Annotated in this window: 11 protein-coding genes; 5 read left to right on the plus strand and 6 right to left on the minus strand. The window is 71.0% G+C overall.

Annotated features, from left to right (window positions below; all coding sequences use genetic code 11):
* Positions 1 to 203: 203 nt before the first annotated feature.
* From WBG79_RS08270 to WBG79_RS08280, 3 genes are all read left to right on the plus strand, one after another.
* Complete coding sequence (locus WBG79_RS08270) at positions 204 to 7,820, plus strand: SDR family NAD(P)-dependent oxidoreductase (protein ID WP_337356630.1); 7,617 nt, start codon at positions 204 to 206, stop codon at positions 7,818 to 7,820.
* Positions 7,821 to 9,212: an aminotransferase class I/II-fold pyridoxal phosphate-dependent enzyme gene (locus WBG79_RS08275; protein WP_337356631.1), complete on the plus strand. Its 1,392-nt coding sequence runs from the start codon at positions 7,821 to 7,823 to the stop codon at positions 9,210 to 9,212.
* Between the two features lie 109 nt (positions 9,213 to 9,321).
* Positions 9,322 to 9,831: a hypothetical protein gene (locus WBG79_RS08280; RefSeq protein WP_337356632.1), complete on the plus strand. Its 510-nt coding sequence runs from the start codon at positions 9,322 to 9,324 to the stop codon at positions 9,829 to 9,831.
* 25 nt (positions 9,832 to 9,856) lie between these two features.
* On the opposite strand, the gene WBG79_RS08285 is transcribed toward WBG79_RS08280, so the two are convergent.
* The 6 genes from WBG79_RS08285 to WBG79_RS08310 all read right to left on the minus strand — a co-directional run bounded on the left by WBG79_RS08285 (position 9,857) and on the right by WBG79_RS08310 (position 16,254).
* On the minus strand, positions 9,857 to 10,906 hold the full coding sequence (locus WBG79_RS08285) for an ABC transporter ATP-binding protein (protein WP_337356633.1): 1,050 nt from the start codon (positions 10,904 to 10,906) through the stop codon (positions 9,857 to 9,859).
* Complete coding sequence (locus WBG79_RS08290) at positions 10,906 to 11,895, minus strand: ABC transporter ATP-binding protein (protein ID WP_337356634.1); 990 nt, start codon at positions 11,893 to 11,895, stop codon at positions 10,906 to 10,908. Before WBG79_RS08290 ends, WBG79_RS08285 begins: the two co-directional genes overlap by 1 nt.
* A complete protein-coding gene (locus WBG79_RS08295) occupies positions 11,892 to 12,836 on the minus strand; it encodes an ABC transporter permease (RefSeq protein ID WP_337356635.1) in 945 nt (314 codons plus the stop codon). The genes WBG79_RS08290 and WBG79_RS08295 overlap by 4 nt, the downstream gene beginning before the upstream one ends.
* A gap of 1 nt (position 12,837) precedes the next feature.
* Positions 12,838 to 13,818 (minus strand): ABC transporter permease, encoded by a 981-nt coding sequence (locus WBG79_RS08300; protein ID WP_337356636.1) that lies wholly within the window; start codon positions 13,816 to 13,818, stop codon positions 12,838 to 12,840.
* A 309-nt stretch (positions 13,819 to 14,127) separates the two neighbouring features.
* On the minus strand, positions 14,128 to 15,714 hold the full coding sequence (locus WBG79_RS08305) for an ABC transporter substrate-binding protein (protein WP_337356637.1): 1,587 nt from the start codon (positions 15,712 to 15,714) through the stop codon (positions 14,128 to 14,130).
* A gap of 195 nt (positions 15,715 to 15,909) precedes the next feature.
* Positions 15,910 to 16,254 carry a hypothetical protein gene (locus WBG79_RS08310; protein ID WP_337356638.1) on the minus strand — a complete coding sequence of 115 codons (345 nt, stop codon included), beginning with the start codon at positions 16,252 to 16,254 and terminating at the stop codon, positions 15,910 to 15,912.
* A gap of 142 nt (positions 16,255 to 16,396) precedes the next feature.
* Between WBG79_RS08310 and WBG79_RS08315 the strand changes: the two genes are divergently transcribed.
* Together WBG79_RS08315 and WBG79_RS08320 are read left to right on the plus strand one after the other, a co-directional pair.
* Entirely contained in the window at positions 16,397 to 17,317 is a 921-nt protein-coding gene (locus tag WBG79_RS08315) for an SMP-30/gluconolactonase/LRE family protein (protein ID WP_337356639.1), read from the plus strand.
* Positions 17,318 to 17,401: 84 nt separating this feature from the next.
* On the plus strand, positions 17,402 to 19,798 hold the full coding sequence (locus tag WBG79_RS08320) for an ATP-binding protein (protein ID WP_337356640.1): 2,397 nt from the start codon (positions 17,402 to 17,404) through the stop codon (positions 19,796 to 19,798).
* The last annotated feature ends 103 nt before the right edge of the window (positions 19,799 to 19,901 follow it).

The raw sequence follows: 19,901 nt of genomic DNA on the forward strand, positions 1-19,901 counted from the left end.
GATGGGGTATCACGCAACAGGTGTTGTACGGGTGGGGAAAAGCCCCGTAAGGGGTACACGGCAGCGGTTCTTTTCGTCGCAAACCGCCGTGTGGCAGAGATCGAAGGGGCAGGGACGCTGCGCTCGACACCCGGTCGGTCGATTCCGGATCCTTCGCCCCCGATCATCACGCCGCGGTGCGCGGTGCGGGAAAAGCAGAGCGAATGACGACGATCCGACAGAATACCGCCGAACGCGACAGCGAAATCTCCATCGTCGGCACGGCGTGCCGACTGCCTTCGGCGCCCGACGTCTCTTCGTTCTGGAGGCTCCTCGAGGAGAGGCGCTGCGCGGTCGGCCGAATCGGCCGGGACCGATTCGCCACCGAGCGCTACCTGCACCCGGACAAGTCGGTCCCGGGCAAGACCTACACCTTCAGCGCCGGCCTCCTCGACGACGTCTTCGGCTTCGACCCGGGCTTCTTCGGCATCAGCCCGCGCGAGGCGATGCAGATGGATCCGCAGCAGCGAATCCTGCTGCAGGTCACTTACGAGGCGCTCGAGAATGCCGGCCTGAAGCCCTCGAAGCTCGCCGGCGAGAAGGTCGGCGTCTTCGTCGGCGCCTCCTCGTCCGACTACATGATGCGCTTCTTCGCCGACCTGTCGGCGATCGACGCCCAGATGATGACCGGCAACACCCTGTCGATCATCTCCAACCGCATCTCCTACATCTTCGACCTGCGCGGCCCGAGCTTCACGGTCGACACCGCCTGCTCGTCGTCCCTCGTCGCCCTCCATGAGGCCGCCGAGGCGATTCGCGCCGGCCGCATCGACACCGCCATCGTGGCCGGCGTCAACGTGCTCGCCTCGCCGACCCCCTTCATCGGCTTCGCGCGCGCCTCCATGCTGTCGCCGACCGGCCTCTGCCGGGCGTTCGACGCCAACGGCGACGGCTACGTCCGCTCAGAGGGCGCGGTCTCGCTCGTCCTGAAGTCCGCGGCCCGGGCCCGCGCCGACGGAGACGAGGTGCTCGCCACCATCGTCGGCACCGGCATCAATTCCGACGGCCGGACCGTCGGCCTGTCGCTGCCCTCCTCGGAGATGCAGGCGGCCCTCCTCGAGGAGGTCTATGGCCGATTCGGCATCGACCCGGACTGCCTCGCCTTCGTGGAGGCGCACGGCACCGGTACCCGCGTCGGCGACCCGGCGGAGGCCGGCGCCCTCGGCCGCGTGCTCGGCCAGAAGCGGTCCGCCCCGCTGCCGATCGGCTCCGTGAAGACCAACGTCGGTCACCTGGAGCCGGCCTCCGGCGTCACCGGCGTGCTGAAGTCGATCCTGGCCCTCCGCCACGAGGTCCTGCCGGCCTCGCTGCATTTCGAAACGCCGAACCCCGAGATCCCCTTCGCCGAGCTCAACCTCGCGGTCGCCCGCGACCCGGTCGCGATCCCGCGCGGTGTGCGTCCGCGGCACGCCGGCATCAACTCCTTCGGCTTCGGCGGCGCCAACGCCCACGTGGTGATCCGCGAGGGCGAGCCTGTCCGCCCGTCCGTGACGTCCGTGGCGCCGGTCCCCCTCGTCATCAGCGCCCGCTCCCGCGAGGCCCTGAAGGCGCTCGCGACCGCCTACCGCGACCGCCTCGCCGCGGCGCGGCCCGTCGACGCCCAGGCCCTGGTCGCCCGCGCCGCCCACGGCCGCGACCGCTACGAGCACCGCCTCGTCACCCTGCCGGCCGGCCGCGACCAGACCGTCGCGGCCCTGGACGAATGGCTCGCCGGCAACCGCTCGCCCCAACTCGTCGACGCCCGCGCCCCGGTCCGCGAGGGCGGCCTCGCCTTCGTGTTCTCCGGGAACGGCTCGCAGTGGGCCGGCATGGGCCGGGTCGCCTACCGGGTCAACGCCGATTTCCGTCGCTCCTTCGAGCGCGTCGACCGCGTCTTCATGGGCCGCGCCGGCTGGTCGCTGCTCACCACCATGTTCTCCGAGGAGATCGACAACGAGATCGAGCGGACCGAGGTCGCCCAGCCCCTGCTGTTCGGCATCCAGGTGGCGCTGGTCGAGGCCCTGGCGATCCGCGGCATCGAGCCGAGGGCCGTCGTCGGCCACAGCGTGGGCGAGGTCGCCGCCGCCTGGGCCGCGGGAGCGCTGGACCTGGCCGACGCGGTCAAGGTCATCCACGCCCGCTCCACCCACCAGGAGATCACCCGTCACCTCGGCGGGATGGCGGCCCTGCTGATGCCGGCTGCGGAGGCCCGCAAGGCGATCGCGGAGGCCGGCTTCCCCGGCATCGAGATCGCGGCGGTCAACAGCCCGCGCGGCGTCACCATCTCGGGCGCGATCGAATCGCTCGAGCAGTTCCTCAAGCATGCCCGCTCCAAGCGCTGGGCCTTCAAGCGCCTCGACCTGGACTACCCCTTCCATTGCGCGCTGGTGGACCCGATCCGCGAGCCCCTGATGGCGACGCTCGCCGGCATCGAGCCGCGCGGCTCGCGCATCCCCTTCGTGTCGACCGTCAAGGGCGCCGTCGTGCCCGGCGGGGCGCTGGACGCCCAGTACTGGTGGGACAACGTCCGCCAGCCGGTGGCCTTCGAGCCCGGCCTGCGCAGCCTCGCCGAGTCCGGCTACCGGGTCTTCCTGGAGATCGGGCCTCGTCCCGTCCTCGGCGCCTACGTGAACGACATCCTGAAGGACCTGAACCTCACCGGCGCGGTCCTCTCCAGCCTCGACCGCGCCGACGCCGAGGCGGTCGATCCGATCGCCCGCATCGCCTCCGCGGCGGTTGCCAACGGCGCCGCCGTGGCGGACGAGAAGCTCTTCGGCCCGCACGTGCGCGGCGGGGCCGGCCTGCCCAGCTACCCCTGGCAGAACCAGCCCTACCGGATCGCGTCGACGGACGAGGCCGCCACCACCTTCGCGCCCACGGCCCACCCGCTCCTCGGCGTGCAAGACCGCGCCGGCTCGCCCGCCTTCTTCAACCACCTGGACGTCGAGCTCCAGCCCTGGCTGGCGGATCACAAGGTCGACGGCGCGGTCGTGGTGCCCGCGGCGGGTCTCGCCGAGATGGCGCTCGCCGCCGGCCGCGAGATCCTCGGTGCCGACCATCTCGAGCTCAAGGACTTCGACATCGTCCGCGCCCTCGTGCTCGAGGCGGGCGAGCCGCGCGAGGTCCAGGTCCGGATCTCGCAGGAGACGATGGGCGTCGACATCCTGAGCCGCCACCGCCTGGCCGGTGACGACTGGAGCCTGCACGCAAGAGGCGCCCTGACCCGTCCGCCGGTCGAGAGCGTGCCGGCCCCGGCCACCGCGCTGCCTGCGGCCCGGCGGACCCTGTCGGCCGCCGACCTCTACACCCTGACCCGCGGCTTCGGCCTCGACTATGGCCCCGCGTTCCGCCGCGCCGCCGCCGTCGAGGTGGCCGACGGGCGCACAGCCTTCGTCCGCTTCGCCGGCCCGCAGGCGCCGCTCGACGAGACCGGCTACCTGCTGCACCCGACGATCCTCGATTCGGCCTTCCACGGCCTCTTCGCCCTCCTGGCTGAGCGCGGCGACGCCGGCGGCCGGCTGAGCTTCCTGCCGACCCGGCTCGGCTCGCTGCGCGTCTATGCGCCCGGCGCCGCCATCGCCCGTGCCCGCATCGAGCTGACAAAGGGCTCGTCGAAGTCGATCGAGGCGGCCTTCACGCTTCTCACGCCCGACGGCTCCGTCGCCGCGACCCTGACCGGGGCCCGCTTCTCCGCCGTCCAGCTCCAGCGCGAGAGCGCGATGGACGACTTCGTCTACCGCACCCTGCCGGTTCGCCTGCCGCTGGTCGGTGTGCCGAGCGCCGCCGAGGCGGCTTGGCCGGAAGGCCCCGCCGCCGCCGCGCTGCGCCTCGCCATCGCGGCCGACCAGGGCGACGTCGAGCCGACCGAGGGCCGGTTCCTCGTCGACGCCTCCGCGACCTACGTGGCGGCCGCCACCATCGGCACGATCGTCGGCCCCGACCGCGACGCCTTCCGGATCGAGGATCTCGTGGCCTCCGGCCGGCTGCATGCCGACATGGCCCCGCTCTTCGCCCGCATGCTCGCCGCCCTGGCGGAGGACGAGCAAGCGGTGGAGGCGGACGGCGGCTGGCGCCTCGCCGACGACAGCGAGCACCCGACGCTCGAGAGCCTCGTGCGGACCGTCGTGGCCGACCACCCGGCCTGGATCGCCGAGGCGACCCTCCTGTCGCGCCTCGCCGACGCCCTGCCGCGCCGCCTCGCCGAGGGCGGGACCGATCCGCTCGGCTCCGATGCCATGCGCGAGCACCTCGCCACCGGCTCGCCGAGCTTCGCCCCGCTCGCCGCCGCCGCCGTCGCGCTCGTCCGCGATCTCGCCGCCGCCGCACCCAAGGACCGCCCCCTGTCGCTCCTGGTGCTCGGCGCCGAGAATCACGGCTTCGTCCGCCGGCTGCTCGCCGCCGTCGACGCCGAGACCGCGACCGTCACGCTGACCGACCCCGATCCGCATGTGCTCGAGCGTGCCCGCCTGCTCATCGGCGACCACCCGCTCCTGCGCACGGCGGAATGGGCCTCCTTCGACGGCTCCGACGGCCATCGCTACGACGCGGCCGTGTCCGCCGATTCCGCCCACCGCTGGCCCGACGTGGGCGCCACCCTGGCGCTCCTGGCCCGCGGCATGGCCGGCGGCGGTGCCCTGATCCTGTCCGAGCCCGAGCCGACCCTCTTCCTGGAGATGCTCCGCGGCGCCTCCGCCGACTGGTGGCGCGGCACGGTGGAGGCCGGCCGGCCGGTCGGTCGCCTGCCGGACCGCCGGGCCCGCTGGGCCCAGCTCGTCGGCCAGGCCGGCTTCCGCAAGGCCGAGGTCCTGTCCCCCGCCGACGGCTCCGCCTCCGCCTTCCTGGTCGCCGCCGTGGCGCCCGAGCCGGTGCCCGAGCCGGAGGTGGCGCGGGCGCCCGGAAAGGTTCCGCTCGTCCTCGTGGCCAACGGGGAAGGCCGCGGCCGCGCCCTGTCGGATGCCCTGGTCGCCCAGCTCAACGGCGGCCGGCGTCCCGTCCGCATCCTCATCGACGCCCGTCCCGGCGACATGGCCCACGCCACCGCCGCCTACTCGACGACCGTGGTGCCGCTCGACGGCGGGCCGGAGTCCGACGCAGCGCTCCGGGCCGCGCTCCCGGACGGCGAGATCGAGGTCTGCTTCGCCTACGGCGCCTCCGCGGCCGAGGATGACCCCGAAGCCGCACTCCTCGCCCGCACGGCGGCCTTCGCGTCGCTCGCCCGGGCGCTCGGGGAGCGCGAGGTGCGCGTCTGGACGATCGCGCCCGGGGCCGTGCAGTCGATCGTCGGCGTGCCGACGCACCGGCCGGTCCAGGCCGGCCTGTGGGGCTTCGCCCGGGTGGTCGCCAACGAGTACCCCAACCTCGACATCCGCCTGATCGACCCGGCCCCGACGCTCGCCCCGTCCGAGGCCGCCATCCGCATCGCCCACGAGATCGCCCATGCCGGTCCGGAGCGCGAGATCGTGGTCGATACCGACCGCCGCTCCGCGTTGCGCATCCGCCGCGGCAGCCTCCTGCGCGAAACGGCGCTGAAGGGGGCCGCCGGCCCGGTCACGCGCCGCCTCGAGATCGCCGGCCAGGGCTCGCTCGACCGCCTCGTCTGGGACACGGTCCCGCGCCGGGCGCCGGGCGAGGGCGAGGTCGAGATCGAGATCAGGGCCACCGGCCTCAACTTCCGCGACGTGATGTGGGCCATGGGCCTGCTCCCGCCGGAGGCTCTGGAGGACGGCTTCGCCGGCCCGACCCTCGGCATGGAATGCTCCGGCGTCGTCACCGCCGTCGGCCCGGGCGTCGCCGGCCTGTCGGTCGGGGACACCTGCGTCGCCTTCGCGGCCGCGGCCTTCGCGGGCCACGTGACCGTGCCGGCCCACGCCGTCGCGCCGCTCTCCGCCGCCATGAGCCCCGAGGCGGCGGCGACCATCCCGGTCGCGTTCCTCACCTCCTACTACGCGCTGGTGCATCTCGCCCGCATCGAGGAGGGCGAGACCGTCCTCGTCCACGGCGGCGCCGGCGGCGTCGGCCTCGCGGCCCTGCAGATCGCCAAGACCCGCGGCGCCACCGTCATCGCCACTGCGGGCAGCCGCGAGAAGCGGGCACTCCTGGAGATGCTCGGCGCCGACCACGTGCTCGACTCGCGCAGCCTCGCCTTCGCGGACGAGGTGCTGCGGATCACCGGCGGGGAGGGCGTCGACGTCGTCCTGAACTCGCTCGCCGGCGAGGCCATGGAGCGCTCCGTCCAGGTGCTGAAGCCCTTCGGGCGCTTCCTGGAACTCGGCAAGCGCGACTTCTACGCGAACACCAAGTTGGGCCTCCGGCCGTTCCGGCAGAACCTGTCCTACTTCGGCATCGACGCCGACCAGCTCCTCACCAAGCAGCGCAAGCTCGCCGAGCGGCTGTTCCGCGAGCTGATGAGCCTCTTCGACACCGGGGCCCTGACGGCGCTGCCGTTCCGCGCCTTCGCGGCCGACGAGGCGACGGCGGCCTTCCGCCTGATGCAGCAGGCCGGCCATGTCGGCAAGATCGTCATCACGCCGCCGGCCACGGCCGAGGCGGCCGCCGCCCCGGAAGGCTTCCGCGTGACGGGCGACGGTCGCTACCTGATCGTCGGCGGCCTGGGCGGCTTCGGCCTCGCCCTCGCCCGGCGCCTCGCCCAGCGCGGGGCGCGGCACCTGGTCCTGATCGGCCGTCGCGGCCGGCTCGACCCGGACGGCCTCGACCTCGTCCGCGAGATCGAGGCCATGGGCGCCTCCGTCGAGGTGGCCGCCGTCGACGCGGCCGATCCGGCCGCCGTCGAGGCCTTCCTCGGGCGGCTCCAGGCGTCCGGCCCGAAGCTGAAGGGTATCTTCCACACCGCCATGGTGCTGGACGACGCGCTCGTCGCGAACCTCACGCCGGAGCGGATCCGCACGGTCCTGCATCCGAAAGTGGCCTCCGCGGCGCTCCTCGACCGCCTGACCCGCGGCATGGACCTGGACTGCTTCGTGCTCTTCTCCTCGGCCACGACCCTCGTCGGAAATCCGGGGCAGGCGAACTACGTCGCCGCCAACGCCTACCTGGAGGCGCTCGCCCGCAAGCGGCGCTCCGAGGGCCTGGCCGGCCTCGCCGTCGCCTGGGGGGCCATCGCGGATGCCGGATACCTGGCGCGCAACACGCAGGTGAACGACATCCTCGCCCGCAAGCTCGGCAAGAGCGCCCTCAAGGTCGACGAGGCCCTCGATGGCCTCGAGGCCCTGATGGCCCTCGACCCGGCCGACATGGCGCTCGCGGCGATCGGCTACGCCCGTATCGACTGGGCGTCGGCCGGCAAGGAACTGGCGCTCGTGAAGACGCCGCTCTTCGGCGCGCTCGGCTCGGCCGCGACCGCGGAGGCGGCCGAGGCCGGCGACATGGCGGTGCGCGAGGAGATCATGGCGCTCGCCCCTGCCGAGGCCCTGGAGCGGGTCGTCAAGCTGCTCGGCGGCGAGATCGGCCGTATCCTGCGCATGCCGGCGGACGACATCGACCGCCACAAGCCCCTCTCGGAGATCGGTATGGACTCCCTGATGGCGCTCGAGCTGCGCATGGCGGCGGAAAGCCGGCTCGGGGTCGAGATCCCGCTCATGTCGCTGGCCAACGGTGCTACCCTCAACGACATCGCGACCCGCATGGTCGCGCGCATCCAGGGCGGCGACGCCATGTCGGCGACCAGCGACACCGAGACTCTCGCCAACAGCCACACGGACCTGCAGGGGTCCACCGCCGAGGATCTGGCGGCCGTCGTCGAGGCGATCGAACGCCGCGGACAGGAAATCAGGAAGGTACTGTAAATGACCACCAGCCGCGGTATCGAGGGCCTCGCCAAGACGGAGAAGTCCAAGCTCCTCGCAGACCTGAAGGCCAAGGCTCAAAACCGGCGCGATCGCGAGGGGCCCGAGGAGGCCCCCGTGGTCGAGCTCACGCCGGCCGGCGCGGGCCCCAAGGCCTTCGACTTCGCCCAGCTGCCCCAGCACAAGCAGTTGCGCATGATGGCGGCCGCCGCGGAGTTGTCCGGCATCGCCAACCCCTTCTTCCACATCCACGAGGGCCGGGCGGGCGCCACCACGCTCTGCGGCAACCGCACGCTCCTCAACTTCGCCTCCTACAACTACCTCGGCCTCAACGGCCACCCGGAGGTCTCCGCCGCCGCCAAGGCCGCCATCGACCGCTATGGCACGACCGTCTCGGCGAGCCGGCTCGTCGCCGGCGAACGGCCCTTCCATGGGGAGCTGGAGCAAGCGCTGGCGCGACTGCACGGCACCGAGGCGGCCGTCGTCTTCGTCAGCGGCCACGCCACCAACGTCTCCACCATCGGCCACCTAATGGGCGCCAAGGACCTGATCCTGTGCGACGCCCTCAGCCACAACTCAATCGTCGAGGGCGCCCGCATGTCCGGCGCCGCCCGGCTCATGTTCCCGCACAACGACCTCGACGCGCTCGAGGACCTGCTGACCCGCAACCGCTCGCGCTACGAGCGCTGCCTGATCGCGGTCGAAGGCCTCTACAGCATGGACGGCGACGTGCCGGACCTGAGGCGGCTCGTCTCCATCAAGCGCCGGCACGACGCCTGGCTCCTGGTCGACGAGGCCCATTCGGCCGGCGTCCTCGGCACCCACGGCCGCGGCATCGCGGAGGAGCAGGGGATCGACCCGGCCGATATCGAGATCTGGATGGGCACCCTGTCCAAGTCCTTCGCGGCCGCCGGCGGCTACATCGCCGGGTCGCGCGCCCTGATCGAGATCCTGAAGGCCGGCGCCCCCGGCTTCGTCTTCTCGGTCGGCTTCTCGCCCTCGCTCGCCGGCGCCGCCCTGAAGACGCTCGAGATCCTGGAGCGCGAGCCGGAGCGCGTCGCCCGCATCCGCTCGAACGCCCGGCTCTTCCTGGACCTCTGCCACCAGGAGGGCCTCGATACCGGCACGGCCACGAACGCCTCCGTGGTCCCCGTCATCATCGGCGAGTCCACCTCCGCCGTGATGCTCTCGAACCGCCTCTACGAGCGCGGCGTCAACGTCCTGCCGATCATCTTCCCGGCCGTGCCCGAGAAGCAGGCGCGCCTGCGCTTCTTCATCACCGCCGAGCACACCGAGGCGCAGATCCGCGAGGCGGTCGCCATCGTGGCCGACGAGGTCCGCCAGATGCGGACCGAGATGCCGGCCTGGCGGAAGCTCGCCGGCAAGCAGTAGCCGGTCCTGAAAAACGCGGCCTGTTCCCTGGGGAACCGGCCGCCCGTCACGTCTCCGCTACAGAGGGGTCGTCGCCGAACGGATCGGCGCCGCACTCCGGGGGGAGACCATGACGAGCAAGCCGCGCAACACCGTCAGCACCACCGCCCAGCGGAACGCCATCGCGCCGACGCCCATCACCGTCTCCAAGCTCGACCCGGTCGTCGCGGAGCTGAAGCGCACCATGGGCAAGATCGGCAACCTCGCCCCACTGGCGATGATCGCCCGCCTATTTCCGAATGCCACGCCCGAGCAGATCGCCAGGGCGGTCCTCTACTGCCTGGCCCGGTCCGGCACGATCGGGACCGTCGTGGCGCCGGGAGGGGGCCTGTCCAAGGACGCCGAGCGGGCGCTGCACGTCGAGGTCGCCGCCAAGTCGATGGCCGACGTCATCGCATCCATGCAGGTCGTGCTGAAGGATCATCACATGCAGGCCCGGATGGCGATCTTCGGCATTCTGGCCGAAAGCACGATCGCCAGGATGTCGGCCGTCGAGCAGGCGAGGGCCGAATGCATCAAAATCATGGAGGCGGACCCGTTGATAGGCGACGCCCAGGGGTTCTGCGCCGCGATCCGCTGAATGCCCCGCGGCTCGCAGGCCGCCCCTACGCCGTGTCGCGTCCCTCCTCGACCGCGTGGCAGGCGACGCGCGCCGTCCCCGTGGCCGTGTAACCCGGCACCTCGCGCCGGCAGCGATCGTTGGCCAGCGGGCAGCGCGGGTGGAAGGTGCAGCCGGGCGGCGGGTCGATCGGGTTCGGGATCTCGCCCGTCACGGGCCGCCGCTGCCGCCCCTCGTGGGTGAGGTCCGGGACCGCATCGAGAAGCATGCGCGTGTAGGGATGCAGCGGCGCCTCGAACAGCGCGTCCGTCGGCGCCACCTCGGCGAGCCGGCCGAGATAGAGGACGCCGACGTCGTCGGCCATGTGCCGGACGACCGCCAGGTTGTGGGTGATCAGCAGGTAGGTGAGCCCGAACTCGTCCTGGAGGTCGCGCATCAGGTTCAGCACCTGCGCCTGCACGGAGACGTCCAGCGCCGAGGTCGGCTCGTCGCAGACGATGAAGTCCGGATTGGCCGCCAGCGCCCGCGCGATGGCAATGCGCTGCCGCTGCCCGCCGGAGAACTCGTGCGGGAACTTGCGCCCGTCCGCCGGGTCGAGCCGGACGAGCCGCAGCAGGTCCGCCACCCGCGCCTCGATCTCGGCCCGGTCCGACATCAGCCCGAAGGCGGTCAGCGGCTCCGCGATGATGGCGTCGACCCGGAAGCGCGGGTTGAGGCTCGCGAAGGGGTCCTGGAAGATCATCTGGAAGCGTCGCCGCAGCCGCTGCACGTCCGCCGTCCGCGCTGGATCGGCGAGGTCGACGCCGTCGAACAGGATGCGCCCCCGCGTCGGCGCGATCAGGCCGACGATCATCCGCGCGATGGTCGACTTGCCCGACCCGGATTCGCCGACGAGCGCGAAAGTCTCGCCCTTGCGGATCTCGAAGCTGACCCCGTCGACGGCCTTCACGAACCGCCGCGGCTCGCGCTCGATCACCCGGTTGAGCCAGGGCTTCGACACGTCGAAGACGCGCGCGAGGTCGCGCACTTCCAGGAGCGGCCGCTCCCCGGCGGAGGCGAGGGGCCGGAGGTCCGGGCGCTGGGCGGCGACGCTCATCAGAGCCCTCCGTCCGGTGCGGCGAGAAAGCAGGCCACCCGCGACGGCCCGGCCTCGATCGGCTCCGGCCGCTCCAGGTGGCAGCGCGCGAAGGCGTGCTGGCAGCGGGGGTTGAAGGCGCAGCCGGCGGGAATCGCGTTGAGGCGTGGCATCGAGCCCGGGATCTGCTGCAGCCGGTCCCGCCCGCCCGCCAGCGACGGGATCGAGCCCATCAGCCCGCGCGTATAGGGATGGCGGGGCGACCGGATCACCTCGTGCACCGGCCCGATCTCGGCGAGGCGCCCGGCATAGAGCACCGCCACCCGGTCGGCCGTCTCGGCGATCACGCCCATGTCGTGGGTGATCAGGATGACGGCCGTCCCCTTCTCCCGGCACAACCGCTTGATGACGCCGATGATCTGCGCCTGCACCGAGACGTCGAGGGCGGTCGTCGGCTCGTCCGCGATGACGAGCTCGGGGCCGGCCGCCAGCGCCAGGGCGATGACGACCCGCTGGCGCATGCCGCCCGAGAATTCGTGCGGGTAGGAATCGATGCGCGCCCGCGCCGCCGGGATGCCGACCTCGTCGAGCAGCGCGACGGCATGCTCGCGGGCTTCCGACCGCGTGCGTTCGGTGTGGGTCAGGATCGTCTCTGTGAGCTGGTCGCCGATGCGCAGGAGCGGGTTGAGCGAGGTCAGCGGGTCCTGGAAGATCATGCCGATCCGCTTGCCGCGCACCCGCCGCATCGCCTCCGGACGCAGGTTGTCGATCCGCTCGCCCGCGAGCCGGATCTCGCCGCCGGCGATCCGCCCGGGCGGGTCGATCAGCCCGATGATGGCGGAGCCGGTCATCGACTTGCCCGCCCCGGATTCGCCCACGAGCCCCAGCACCTCGCCGGGCGCGACGTCGAACGAGATCCGGTCGACGGCGGTCAGGAGCCCGCGGCGCGTCGGGAACTGCACGACCAGGTCGCGCACGGAGAGGAGGGGAGGGGAGGCCGGCCCGCTCATCTGAGCCTCGGGTTCAGCGCATCCCGCAGCCAGTCACCGAGGAGGTTGACCGAGAGCGCGATGGCGACGAGCGCCAGGGCCGGGAAGAACAGGATCCACCATTCGCCCGACGCGATGTACTCCTGCCCGATGCGGATCAGGGTGCCGAGCGAGGGCTTGGTCGGCGGCGCGCCGACGCCGAGGAACGACAGCGTCGCCTCAGTAATGATGGCGAGCGACAGGCCCAGCGTGCCGATGACGAGCACCGGCCCGAGCACGTTCGGCAGGATGTGGCGGATCATGATCTTGCCCGGTGCCAGCCCGACCACGCGCGCCGCCTGTACGTAGTCCTTGCCGCGCTCCACCATGGTGACGCTGCGCACGGTGCGCGCGTACTGGGGCCACTTGGAGATGCCGATCGACAGGATCAGGACCGGGATCGCCACGCTCTCCTGCGCGGTCACCGGCAGGGCGCCGCGCGCGATGCCGAAGATCATGAGGGCGACCAGAATGTCCGGGAAGGTGAGCTGCACGTCGGCGACCCGCATGATCACGCTGTCGACCCACCCGCCCTTGTAGCCGGCCAGGAGCCCGAGCCCGACCCCGATCGCCATCGACACGAAGACGGCCGCGAAGCCGACGAGGAGCGAGATGCGCGACCCGAACAGGATGGTCGAGAAGATGTCGCGGCCCTGGTCGTCGGTTCCCATCAGGAAGCTGTTGCCCGTGAAGGCGTTCGGGGTCAGGGGCGGCGTCTTGCCGTCCATGAGGTTGAGCGACGAGGGGTCGAACGGGTTGGACGGCGCGATCCAGGGGGCGAGCACGGCCGCGACCGCGATCACCGCGACCACCAGGGCGGCGAGCATCACCACGGGCGACCGCCGGAACGAATAGGCGATGTCGGAATCCCAGGCCTTGCGGAAGGATCCGGCGTCGGCGCGAGCCGGCAGGGCGTCCGCCATGTCAGTGCCCTCCTGCCCGTTCGACCCGGAGCCGCGGGTCGACGGCGAAGTAGAGCATGTCGACCACGAAGTTCACGAAGACGAAGAAGGCCGCGACGAAGAGCAGGTAGGTGGCCATCACGGGCACGTCGACCGCCTGCACCGAGGAGATGAAGAGCGACCCCACCCCCGGCCACTGGAAGACGGTCTCGGTGATGATCGCGAAGGCGACGATCGAACCGAGCTGCAGGCCCGTGACGGTGATGACCGGCACCAGCGTGTTCTTGAGCGCATGGCCGAAGTGGATGGCCCGGTTGGAGAGGCCGCGGGCGCGCGCGAAGCGGATGTAGTCGGTTCGCAGCACTTCCAGCATCTCGGCGCGGACGAGCCGCATGATCAGGGTCATCTGGAAGAGCCCGAGCGTGATCGAGGGCAGGATCAGCGAGGTCAGGCCTGAATGGGTCAGGAACCCGGTCGTCCAGCCGCCGATCCGCACCACGTCGCCGCGCCCGAAGCTCGGCAGGAGACGGAGCTCGACCGCGAAGAGGTAGATGAGCGCGATGCCGATCAGGAACGTCGGCAGCGAGACCCCGACGAGCGACACCGCCATGATCAGGCGGGACAGCACCCCGTCGCGCCGCAGCGCGGTGTAGACTCCGAACCCGATCCCCGCGAAAAGCGCGAAGAGGCCGGAAACCAGCGCGAGTTCCAGCGTCGCCGGGAGCCGCTCCTTGAGGAGGTCGACGACCGGCCGGCCGACCCGGAACGAGACCCCGAAATCCCCCTGCGCGACGTTGGACACGAACTGCGCGAACTGGACCGGAAAGGGCCGGTCGAGCCCGAGCCGCTGGGTCATGGCCTCGCGGTCCGCGATGGTGGCGTCCGGCCCCATCATGTTGGCGACCGGATCCCCCATGAAGCGGAACATCGAGAAGGCGACGAAGGCCACCACCACCATGACCACGAAGGCCTCGGCGATGCGTCGGATCAGGAAGGCGAGCATGGATCGGACCTGGTCGGCATTCCGGAGTGCGGTCGGGCTGAGGTGCGGGGCGCAACGGGAGCGGGCATTGCGGCTCCGCGACCGTTGCGATCAGGTGGTGTTCGACGGCGTCCGGGCGGTTTCGCGCGCGGAGGAGCGGGTCCGGCGCGGTGCCGATCGGCCGCCCAGGTTGGCATCATATGCGGACGGCCTGCAACTCCGATTTGACGTGCCTGCGATCTCAGCCCGATCGGACCGCCGGGACCAGGCCCGGCGGTCGGGACGGAGGTGGCGGGTTCCGGCCGGCCCCGGGCCGTCCGGGCGTCGCCCTCAGTCGATCTTGACGTACTTCACGTAGAGCTGATTCTCCGGCTGCACCTTGACGTCGACGGTCTTCTTCATCCCCCAGGCGAGCAGCTGGTTGTGGATCGGGATGAACAGCGCCTCGTCCTTGGCCCAGGCGAGGATCTCGGCCAGCGAAGCGTCGCGCTTCTTGGTGTCGGTCTCGGTCGCCAGCGCCTCCATCTTCTTGTCCCACTCGGGATAGACGGTCTGGGTGGCGTTGTAGGTTCCGTAGACCTTGTCGCGGCTGTGGTAGATGCTGTCGAGCGTATAGGCCGCGTCGAACGAGGCGACGCCCCAGCCGAGCATGTAGAAGTCGGTCTCGTTCTTCAGGATCGTCGGCGTGTGCTGCGCCATCGGGCGGGCGTCGAGCGTGACCTTGATTCCGATCTGGCCGAGGAAGCCGACCGTCGCCTGGCAGATCTTCTCGTCGTTGATGTAGCGGTTGTTCGGGCAGTTGAGCTTGACCGAGAAGCCGTTCGGATAGCCGGCCTCCGCCATCAGCGCCTTGGCCTTGGGGATGTCCCAGGCCGGGTACTTGTCGAGTTCCTTGGAGTAGCCGTTGACGCCCGGCGGGATCAGGGTTCCGGAGGGGGCCGACTGGCCGCCCATGACCACCTTCTGGATCGCCTCGCGGTTGATCGCCATCTCGACGGCCTTGCGCACGCGCTTGTCCGCGAAGGGGTTCTTGCCCTTGACGTCGGACGAGGCGAGCTCCGGGGCGCCCGCGTTGAGGCCGTAGAAGATCGAGCGCACCTCCGCGCCGGTGTTGATCTTCAGGTTCGGCGTCTGCGCCACCCGGTCGATGTCCTGCACCGGCATGTCCTGGACGAAGTCCACCTCGCCGGACAGGAGGGCCGCGACCCGGGTCGGCGCGGAGGTGATCACCGAATAGATGACCTCCTCGGCCGCCATCGGCACCTCGCCCTTGCCCCAGTAGGCGTCGTTCCGCTTCATGACCGTACGCGAGTCCGGCTCGCGCGCGACGAGGATGTAGGGCCCCGTACCGTTGGCGTTGCGGACCGCGAAGGTCTCTTCCTTGTTCTTGAAGTCCTGCGGACGCGTGACCTTGTTGTCCTCGGACCACTTCTGGTCCATGATGAAGATGTTGGTCAGCTGATTGACCAGCAGCGGCATCGGCGCCGCAGTCTTCACGTGGACAGTCAGGTCGTCGATCTTGATGATGTCGGTCACGCCGGCCAGGGTCGTGCGCACGCCGGCGAGCGGATCCATGGCGCGCTTCAGCGAGAACACGACGTCGTCGGCGTTCATCGCCTCGCCGTTGTGGAACTTGACGTTCGGCCGGAGCTTGAATTCCCAGGTCTTCGGGTCGGTCTCGAGCAGCCCCCACTTCGTTGCGAGCGCCGGCACGATCTTGCCGTCCTGGTCGCGGTGGATGAGCGGCTCGTAGATCTGGTGGAGAAGCCCGAACACCTGGTTCGAGTTCTCGGTATGCGGATCGAGCGTCGGCGCATCCTGGCCGCGCGCCCATCGGAAGGTCTTGGCGTCGGCGGCGCCGGCGAGCATCGTGCCGGAAAGGGCGGCGACCACGAGCGTGGCGAAGATCCGGGTCATCGGGGAAGTCTCCTGCAGGCAGATCGGCGGGCGTGGCCGCGCGCATGCACTCAAGCTAGACTGACGCGAACCTGATACGCAATACCCCGGAGTTATTCCGCGACGGTTCGTCTTCGCAATCACTGCGCTGATCCTGGACCTCGGCGGATCGCGGGCCGGTCCTGCAATCCTGGATCGTGGCCGCGTCTCGATTTCTTACCTGCGGCTCAGCCTCTCCGCGCCGATCTGCCGTCCGCCCGTGTAGGTCCACACGCCGATCCAATCGTCTCCCTCGCGCCCGTAGGCGGCGATTCCCGTGGAGTTGCCCGACCGGTAGGCGACCGCGAAGAAGTCGTCGTTGCCGACGGCGGTCCCGACGAACTTATCCTTGCCGATCAGCCAGGTCACGCGGAAGCTCTCGCCGGTGCGCTCGATCGTGGCGGTGCCCGAATAGGTGCTCCCGTCCGGCGACTTGCCTTCGACGTCGTAGCGCCCGACCGGGTCGGCGAGGACCGGCGAGGCGGCGAGCGAGAAGGCGAGGGCGAGTCCGGCGAGCTTCATGGCAGTGGTCCTGTGAGGGAGAAAGCCTGCTGTCTATAGCCGATCCACCTTACCCGACTGCAAACGGGAGGCTTGCGGACCTGCCGCACTTTCGGCTTGGATGACGCTTCCTTGGGCAGTCATCCCCCGCGAGGTCCCGGCCATGAGCGACTATATCGTCCTCGATCCCCGCTTCGAGCGCCTCATCATTGGCCACGCGCGGGTGGAGAAGCTGTTCACGGGCTGCCGCTGGGCCGAGGGACCCGTCTACGTGCCGGCGGCCCGCCACGTGATCTGGTCGGACATTCCCAACGACCGGCTGATGCGCTTCGACGAGGGCGACGGCTCGGTCTCGGTCTTCGAGCACCCCTGCGGCTACCACAACGGCCACACGCTCGATCGCGAGGGCCGCATCGTCGCCTGCGAGCATGGCGGACGGCGGGTCTCCCGCCTGGAGCACGACGGCCGCTGGACCGCGCTCGCCACCCATGCGGACGGCAAAAGGCTCAATTCGCCCAACGACGTGGTGGTGAAGTCCGACGGATCGATCTGGTTCACCGATCCGTCCTACGGCATCGACACCAACTACGAAGGCTTCAGGGCCGAGCCCGAGATCGGCGCCTGCAACGTCTACCGCATCGACCCCGCCTCGGGCGCTGTCGCGGCCGTCGTCACCGACATGGTCCGCCCGAACGGCCTCGCCTTCTCGCCCGACGAGCGGATCCTCTACGTCGCCGACACCGGCGTCACCCACGTGCCCGGGACCCCGGCCGCCATCCGCGCCTACGACGTCGCCGCCGACGGCCGCTCGGTCGTGCCGGGCAGCGGCCGCCAGTTCTCCCTGTGCGACGCCGGTCTCTACGACGGCTTCCGGGTCGACTGGCGCGGCAACATCTGGACCTCCACCGGCAACGGCGTCCATGCCTACGCGCCCGACGGCACGCTCCTCGGCAAGATCCCGATCCCCGAACTGGTGTCGAACGTCTGCTTCGGCGGGCGCAAGATGAACCGCCTCTACATCACCGCCCAGACCTCCCTCTACTCCATCTTCCTCGCCACCCATCCGGCCGGCTACCCCGGCTGATCCGCCGCCGCCTTTGCGCAACACGGCCCGGCTTTCGCCGGCGGTCGGGTCGAAAACATTCGGTTTATACGATAGAAGCCGACCATGAGCGGGCGGGCCGACGACGAGGCATCGATGACGGGCGAGGCCGGGCCGGAGGTGCAGGCCGCCCCGCGGGCCATGCGCAGCTGGTCGGTCCAGGCCCACCTCGCGCTGCTGGTGGCGGGCCTGCTCGTTCCCGTCCTCGTCTTCGCGGGCCTCATTCTCCTGCAGTTCGCCGCGACCGAGCGCCTCCGCTACCAGGCCTCTGCGCTGGAAGTCGCCCGTCGCATCTCCGGCGCGGTCGACCGCGAGGTCGCCACCGTCCAGAATGCCCTCCAGACCCTCGCCACCTCGCGCAACATCGACGTCTACGACCTGCCGGCCTTCCACGCCCAGGCGACCCAGGTCCGGTCGCTGGTCAACGCCGACGTGGTCCTCGCCGACCCGGCGCGGCAGCGCCTCGTCGACACGCGCCGGCCCCTCGGCGAGCCTCTGCCGGTCGATGCCTCCGACGCCGCCCGCCGCGTGGTGGAGGAGCGCCGGCCCGTCGTTTCCGACCTGATCGCCGGCCCGACCTCCGGAACCCTGCTGGTCACCATCAACGTGCCGGTGCTGCGCGACGGTCAGATGCGGTACCTGCTGACGGCCACGATGGAACCGATCCGCATCGCCGAGGTGCTCGCCACCCAGGCGCTGCCCAACGACTGGACGGCGGCGATCGTCGACGGCAACGGCCGCATCGTCGCCCGCAGCCGCCAGCACGAACGGTTCCTCGGCGCGACCGCCACCGAGGACCTCCGCCGCAACGCGGTCGGCCGGGAGGGAAGCTGGACCGGGACGACCGCGGAGGGCACGCCCGTGCTCTCGGCCTATGTCCGCTCCGCCGCCACTGGCTGGCGGGCGGCGGTCGGCGTCCCGGTCAGCGCGGTCGAGAAGCCCCTCCAGGACTCCCTCCAATGGCTCCTCGGCATGGGCCTCGCCGCCCTCCTGACCTCCGGCGTCCTCGCCTATTCGGTCGGGCGCCGCATCGCCCTGCCGATGGACAGGCTGCGTCTCGCCGCCCTGAGGATCGACCGCGAGCCGGTCGGCGACGTCGGCGGTTCGGGCGTCACAGAGATCGACGAGGTCCAACGCGCGCTCGCCCGCGCCTCCGCGGACCTGGAGCGCCGGGCCGAGGAACGCGACCGGGCGGAGGCCGAGCTGAAGACGCTCGCCGATTCCCTGGATGGGCAGGTGCGCAACCGGACCCGCGACCTGACGGAGGCGAACGCCCGGCTCATGGAGGAGATGGCCGAGCGCCGCAAAGTCGAAGACCAGCTCCGCCAATCGCAGAAGATGGAGGCGGTCGGCCAGTTGACCGGCGGCATCGCCCACGACTTCAACAACCTCCTCGCCATCATCACCGGTTCCCTTCATCTCCTGAAGCGCCGGCTGGATCGCGGCGACCACGAGGCCGTCTCGCGCTACCTCGAGGCGGCCATGGAGGGAGCCGGGCGGGCCGCCACACTCACCCAGCGGCTGCTCGCCTTCGCCCGCCGCCAGCCGCTCGCTCCCGAGGCGGTCGATCCGAACCGGCTGATCGCCGGCATGTCCGAACTCCTGCGCCGCACCCTCGGCGAGGCGATCCGGGTCGAGACGGTGCTCGGCGGCGGTCTCTGGCGGACATGGTCGGACCCGAACCAGCTGGAGAACGCCCTCCTCAACCTCGCCGTCAACGCCCGCGACGCCATGCCGGAGGGCGGCCGCCTGACGATCGAGACCGCCAATTTCGACCTCGACCGGCGCTATGCCGCGGACAACCCCGGCGTGACCCCGGGCCAGTACGTGATGATCGCGGTCACCGACACCGGTACCGGCATGCCGCCGGAGGTGGCCGAGAAGGCCTTCGATCCCTTCTTCACCACCAAGCCGACCGGACAGGGGACCGGCCTCGGCCTGTCCCAGGTCTACGGTTTCATCCGCCAGACCGGCGGCCACGTGAAGATCTACAGCGAGCCCGGGGACGGCACGACCGTCCGCCTGTACCTGCCCCGCCACTTCGGCGCCGCCGAGGTGGAGACGCCCGTCGAGCCCCGGCCGGTCGAGGGCGCGCGCGGGACCGAGACCGTCCTGGTTGTCGAGGACGAGGCCCAGGTGCGCCGGGTCAGCGTCGATGCGCTGCGTGAACTCGGTTACCGGGTCCACGAGGCCGCCGACGCCGAAGCCGGCCTGCGCCAGCTCGAGGCGCATCCGGAGATCGGGGTCCTCTTCACCGACGTCGTCATGCCGGGTCTCAACGGCCGGCGTCTCGCCGACGAGGCCCTGAAGCGCCGGCCGGACCTGAAGGTGCTGTTCACCACCGGCTATACCCGCAACGCCGTGATCCACAACGGCGTGCTCGACCCGGGACTCCATCTCCTGATCAAGCCCTACTCCATCGACCAGCTCGCCCTGAAGCTCCGCGAGGTACTGGATTCCTGACGCGGACGGGCCCCGGCGGCCGTATTGCTTTCCGCGCCGGTGCCGCGCAGAATTCGAGGAGCCCGGCCACCGATTTCAGGCCTCGCGACCGGCCGGCCGCCCC

Source organism: Prosthecomicrobium sp. N25, from assembly GCF_037203705.1.
Lineage (GTDB): Bacteria > Pseudomonadota > Alphaproteobacteria > Rhizobiales > Ancalomicrobiaceae > Prosthecodimorpha.

Bases quoted from the DNA above. Each gene is read 5' to 3' on its own strand.
- WBG79_RS08270 (WP_337356630.1), top strand. From the start codon at position 204: ATGACGACGATCCGACAGAATACCGCCGAACGCGACAGCGAAATCTCC.
- WBG79_RS08275 (WP_337356631.1), top strand. From the start codon at position 7,821: ATGACCACCAGCCGCGGTATCGAGGGCCTCGCCAAGACGGAGAAGTCC.
- WBG79_RS08280 (WP_337356632.1), top strand. From the start codon at position 9,322: ATGACGAGCAAGCCGCGCAACACCGTCAGCACCACCGCCCAGCGGAAC.
- WBG79_RS08285 (WP_337356633.1), bottom strand. From the start codon at position 10,906: ATGAGCGTCGCCGCCCAGCGCCCGGACCTCCGGCCCCTCGCCTCCGCC.
- WBG79_RS08290 (WP_337356634.1), bottom strand. From the start codon at position 11,895: ATGAGCGGGCCGGCCTCCCCTCCCCTCCTCTCCGTGCGCGACCTGGTC.
- WBG79_RS08295 (WP_337356635.1), bottom strand. From the start codon at position 12,836: ATGGCGGACGCCCTGCCGGCTCGCGCCGACGCCGGATCCTTCCGCAAG.
- WBG79_RS08300 (WP_337356636.1), bottom strand. From the start codon at position 13,818: ATGCTCGCCTTCCTGATCCGACGCATCGCCGAGGCCTTCGTGGTCATG.
- WBG79_RS08305 (WP_337356637.1), bottom strand. From the start codon at position 15,714: ATGACCCGGATCTTCGCCACGCTCGTGGTCGCCGCCCTTTCCGGCACG.
- WBG79_RS08310 (WP_337356638.1), bottom strand. From the start codon at position 16,254: ATGAAGCTCGCCGGACTCGCCCTCGCCTTCTCGCTCGCCGCCTCGCCG.
- WBG79_RS08315 (WP_337356639.1), top strand. From the start codon at position 16,397: ATGAGCGACTATATCGTCCTCGATCCCCGCTTCGAGCGCCTCATCATT.
- WBG79_RS08320 (WP_337356640.1), top strand. From the start codon at position 17,402: ATGAGCGGGCGGGCCGACGACGAGGCATCGATGACGGGCGAGGCCGGG.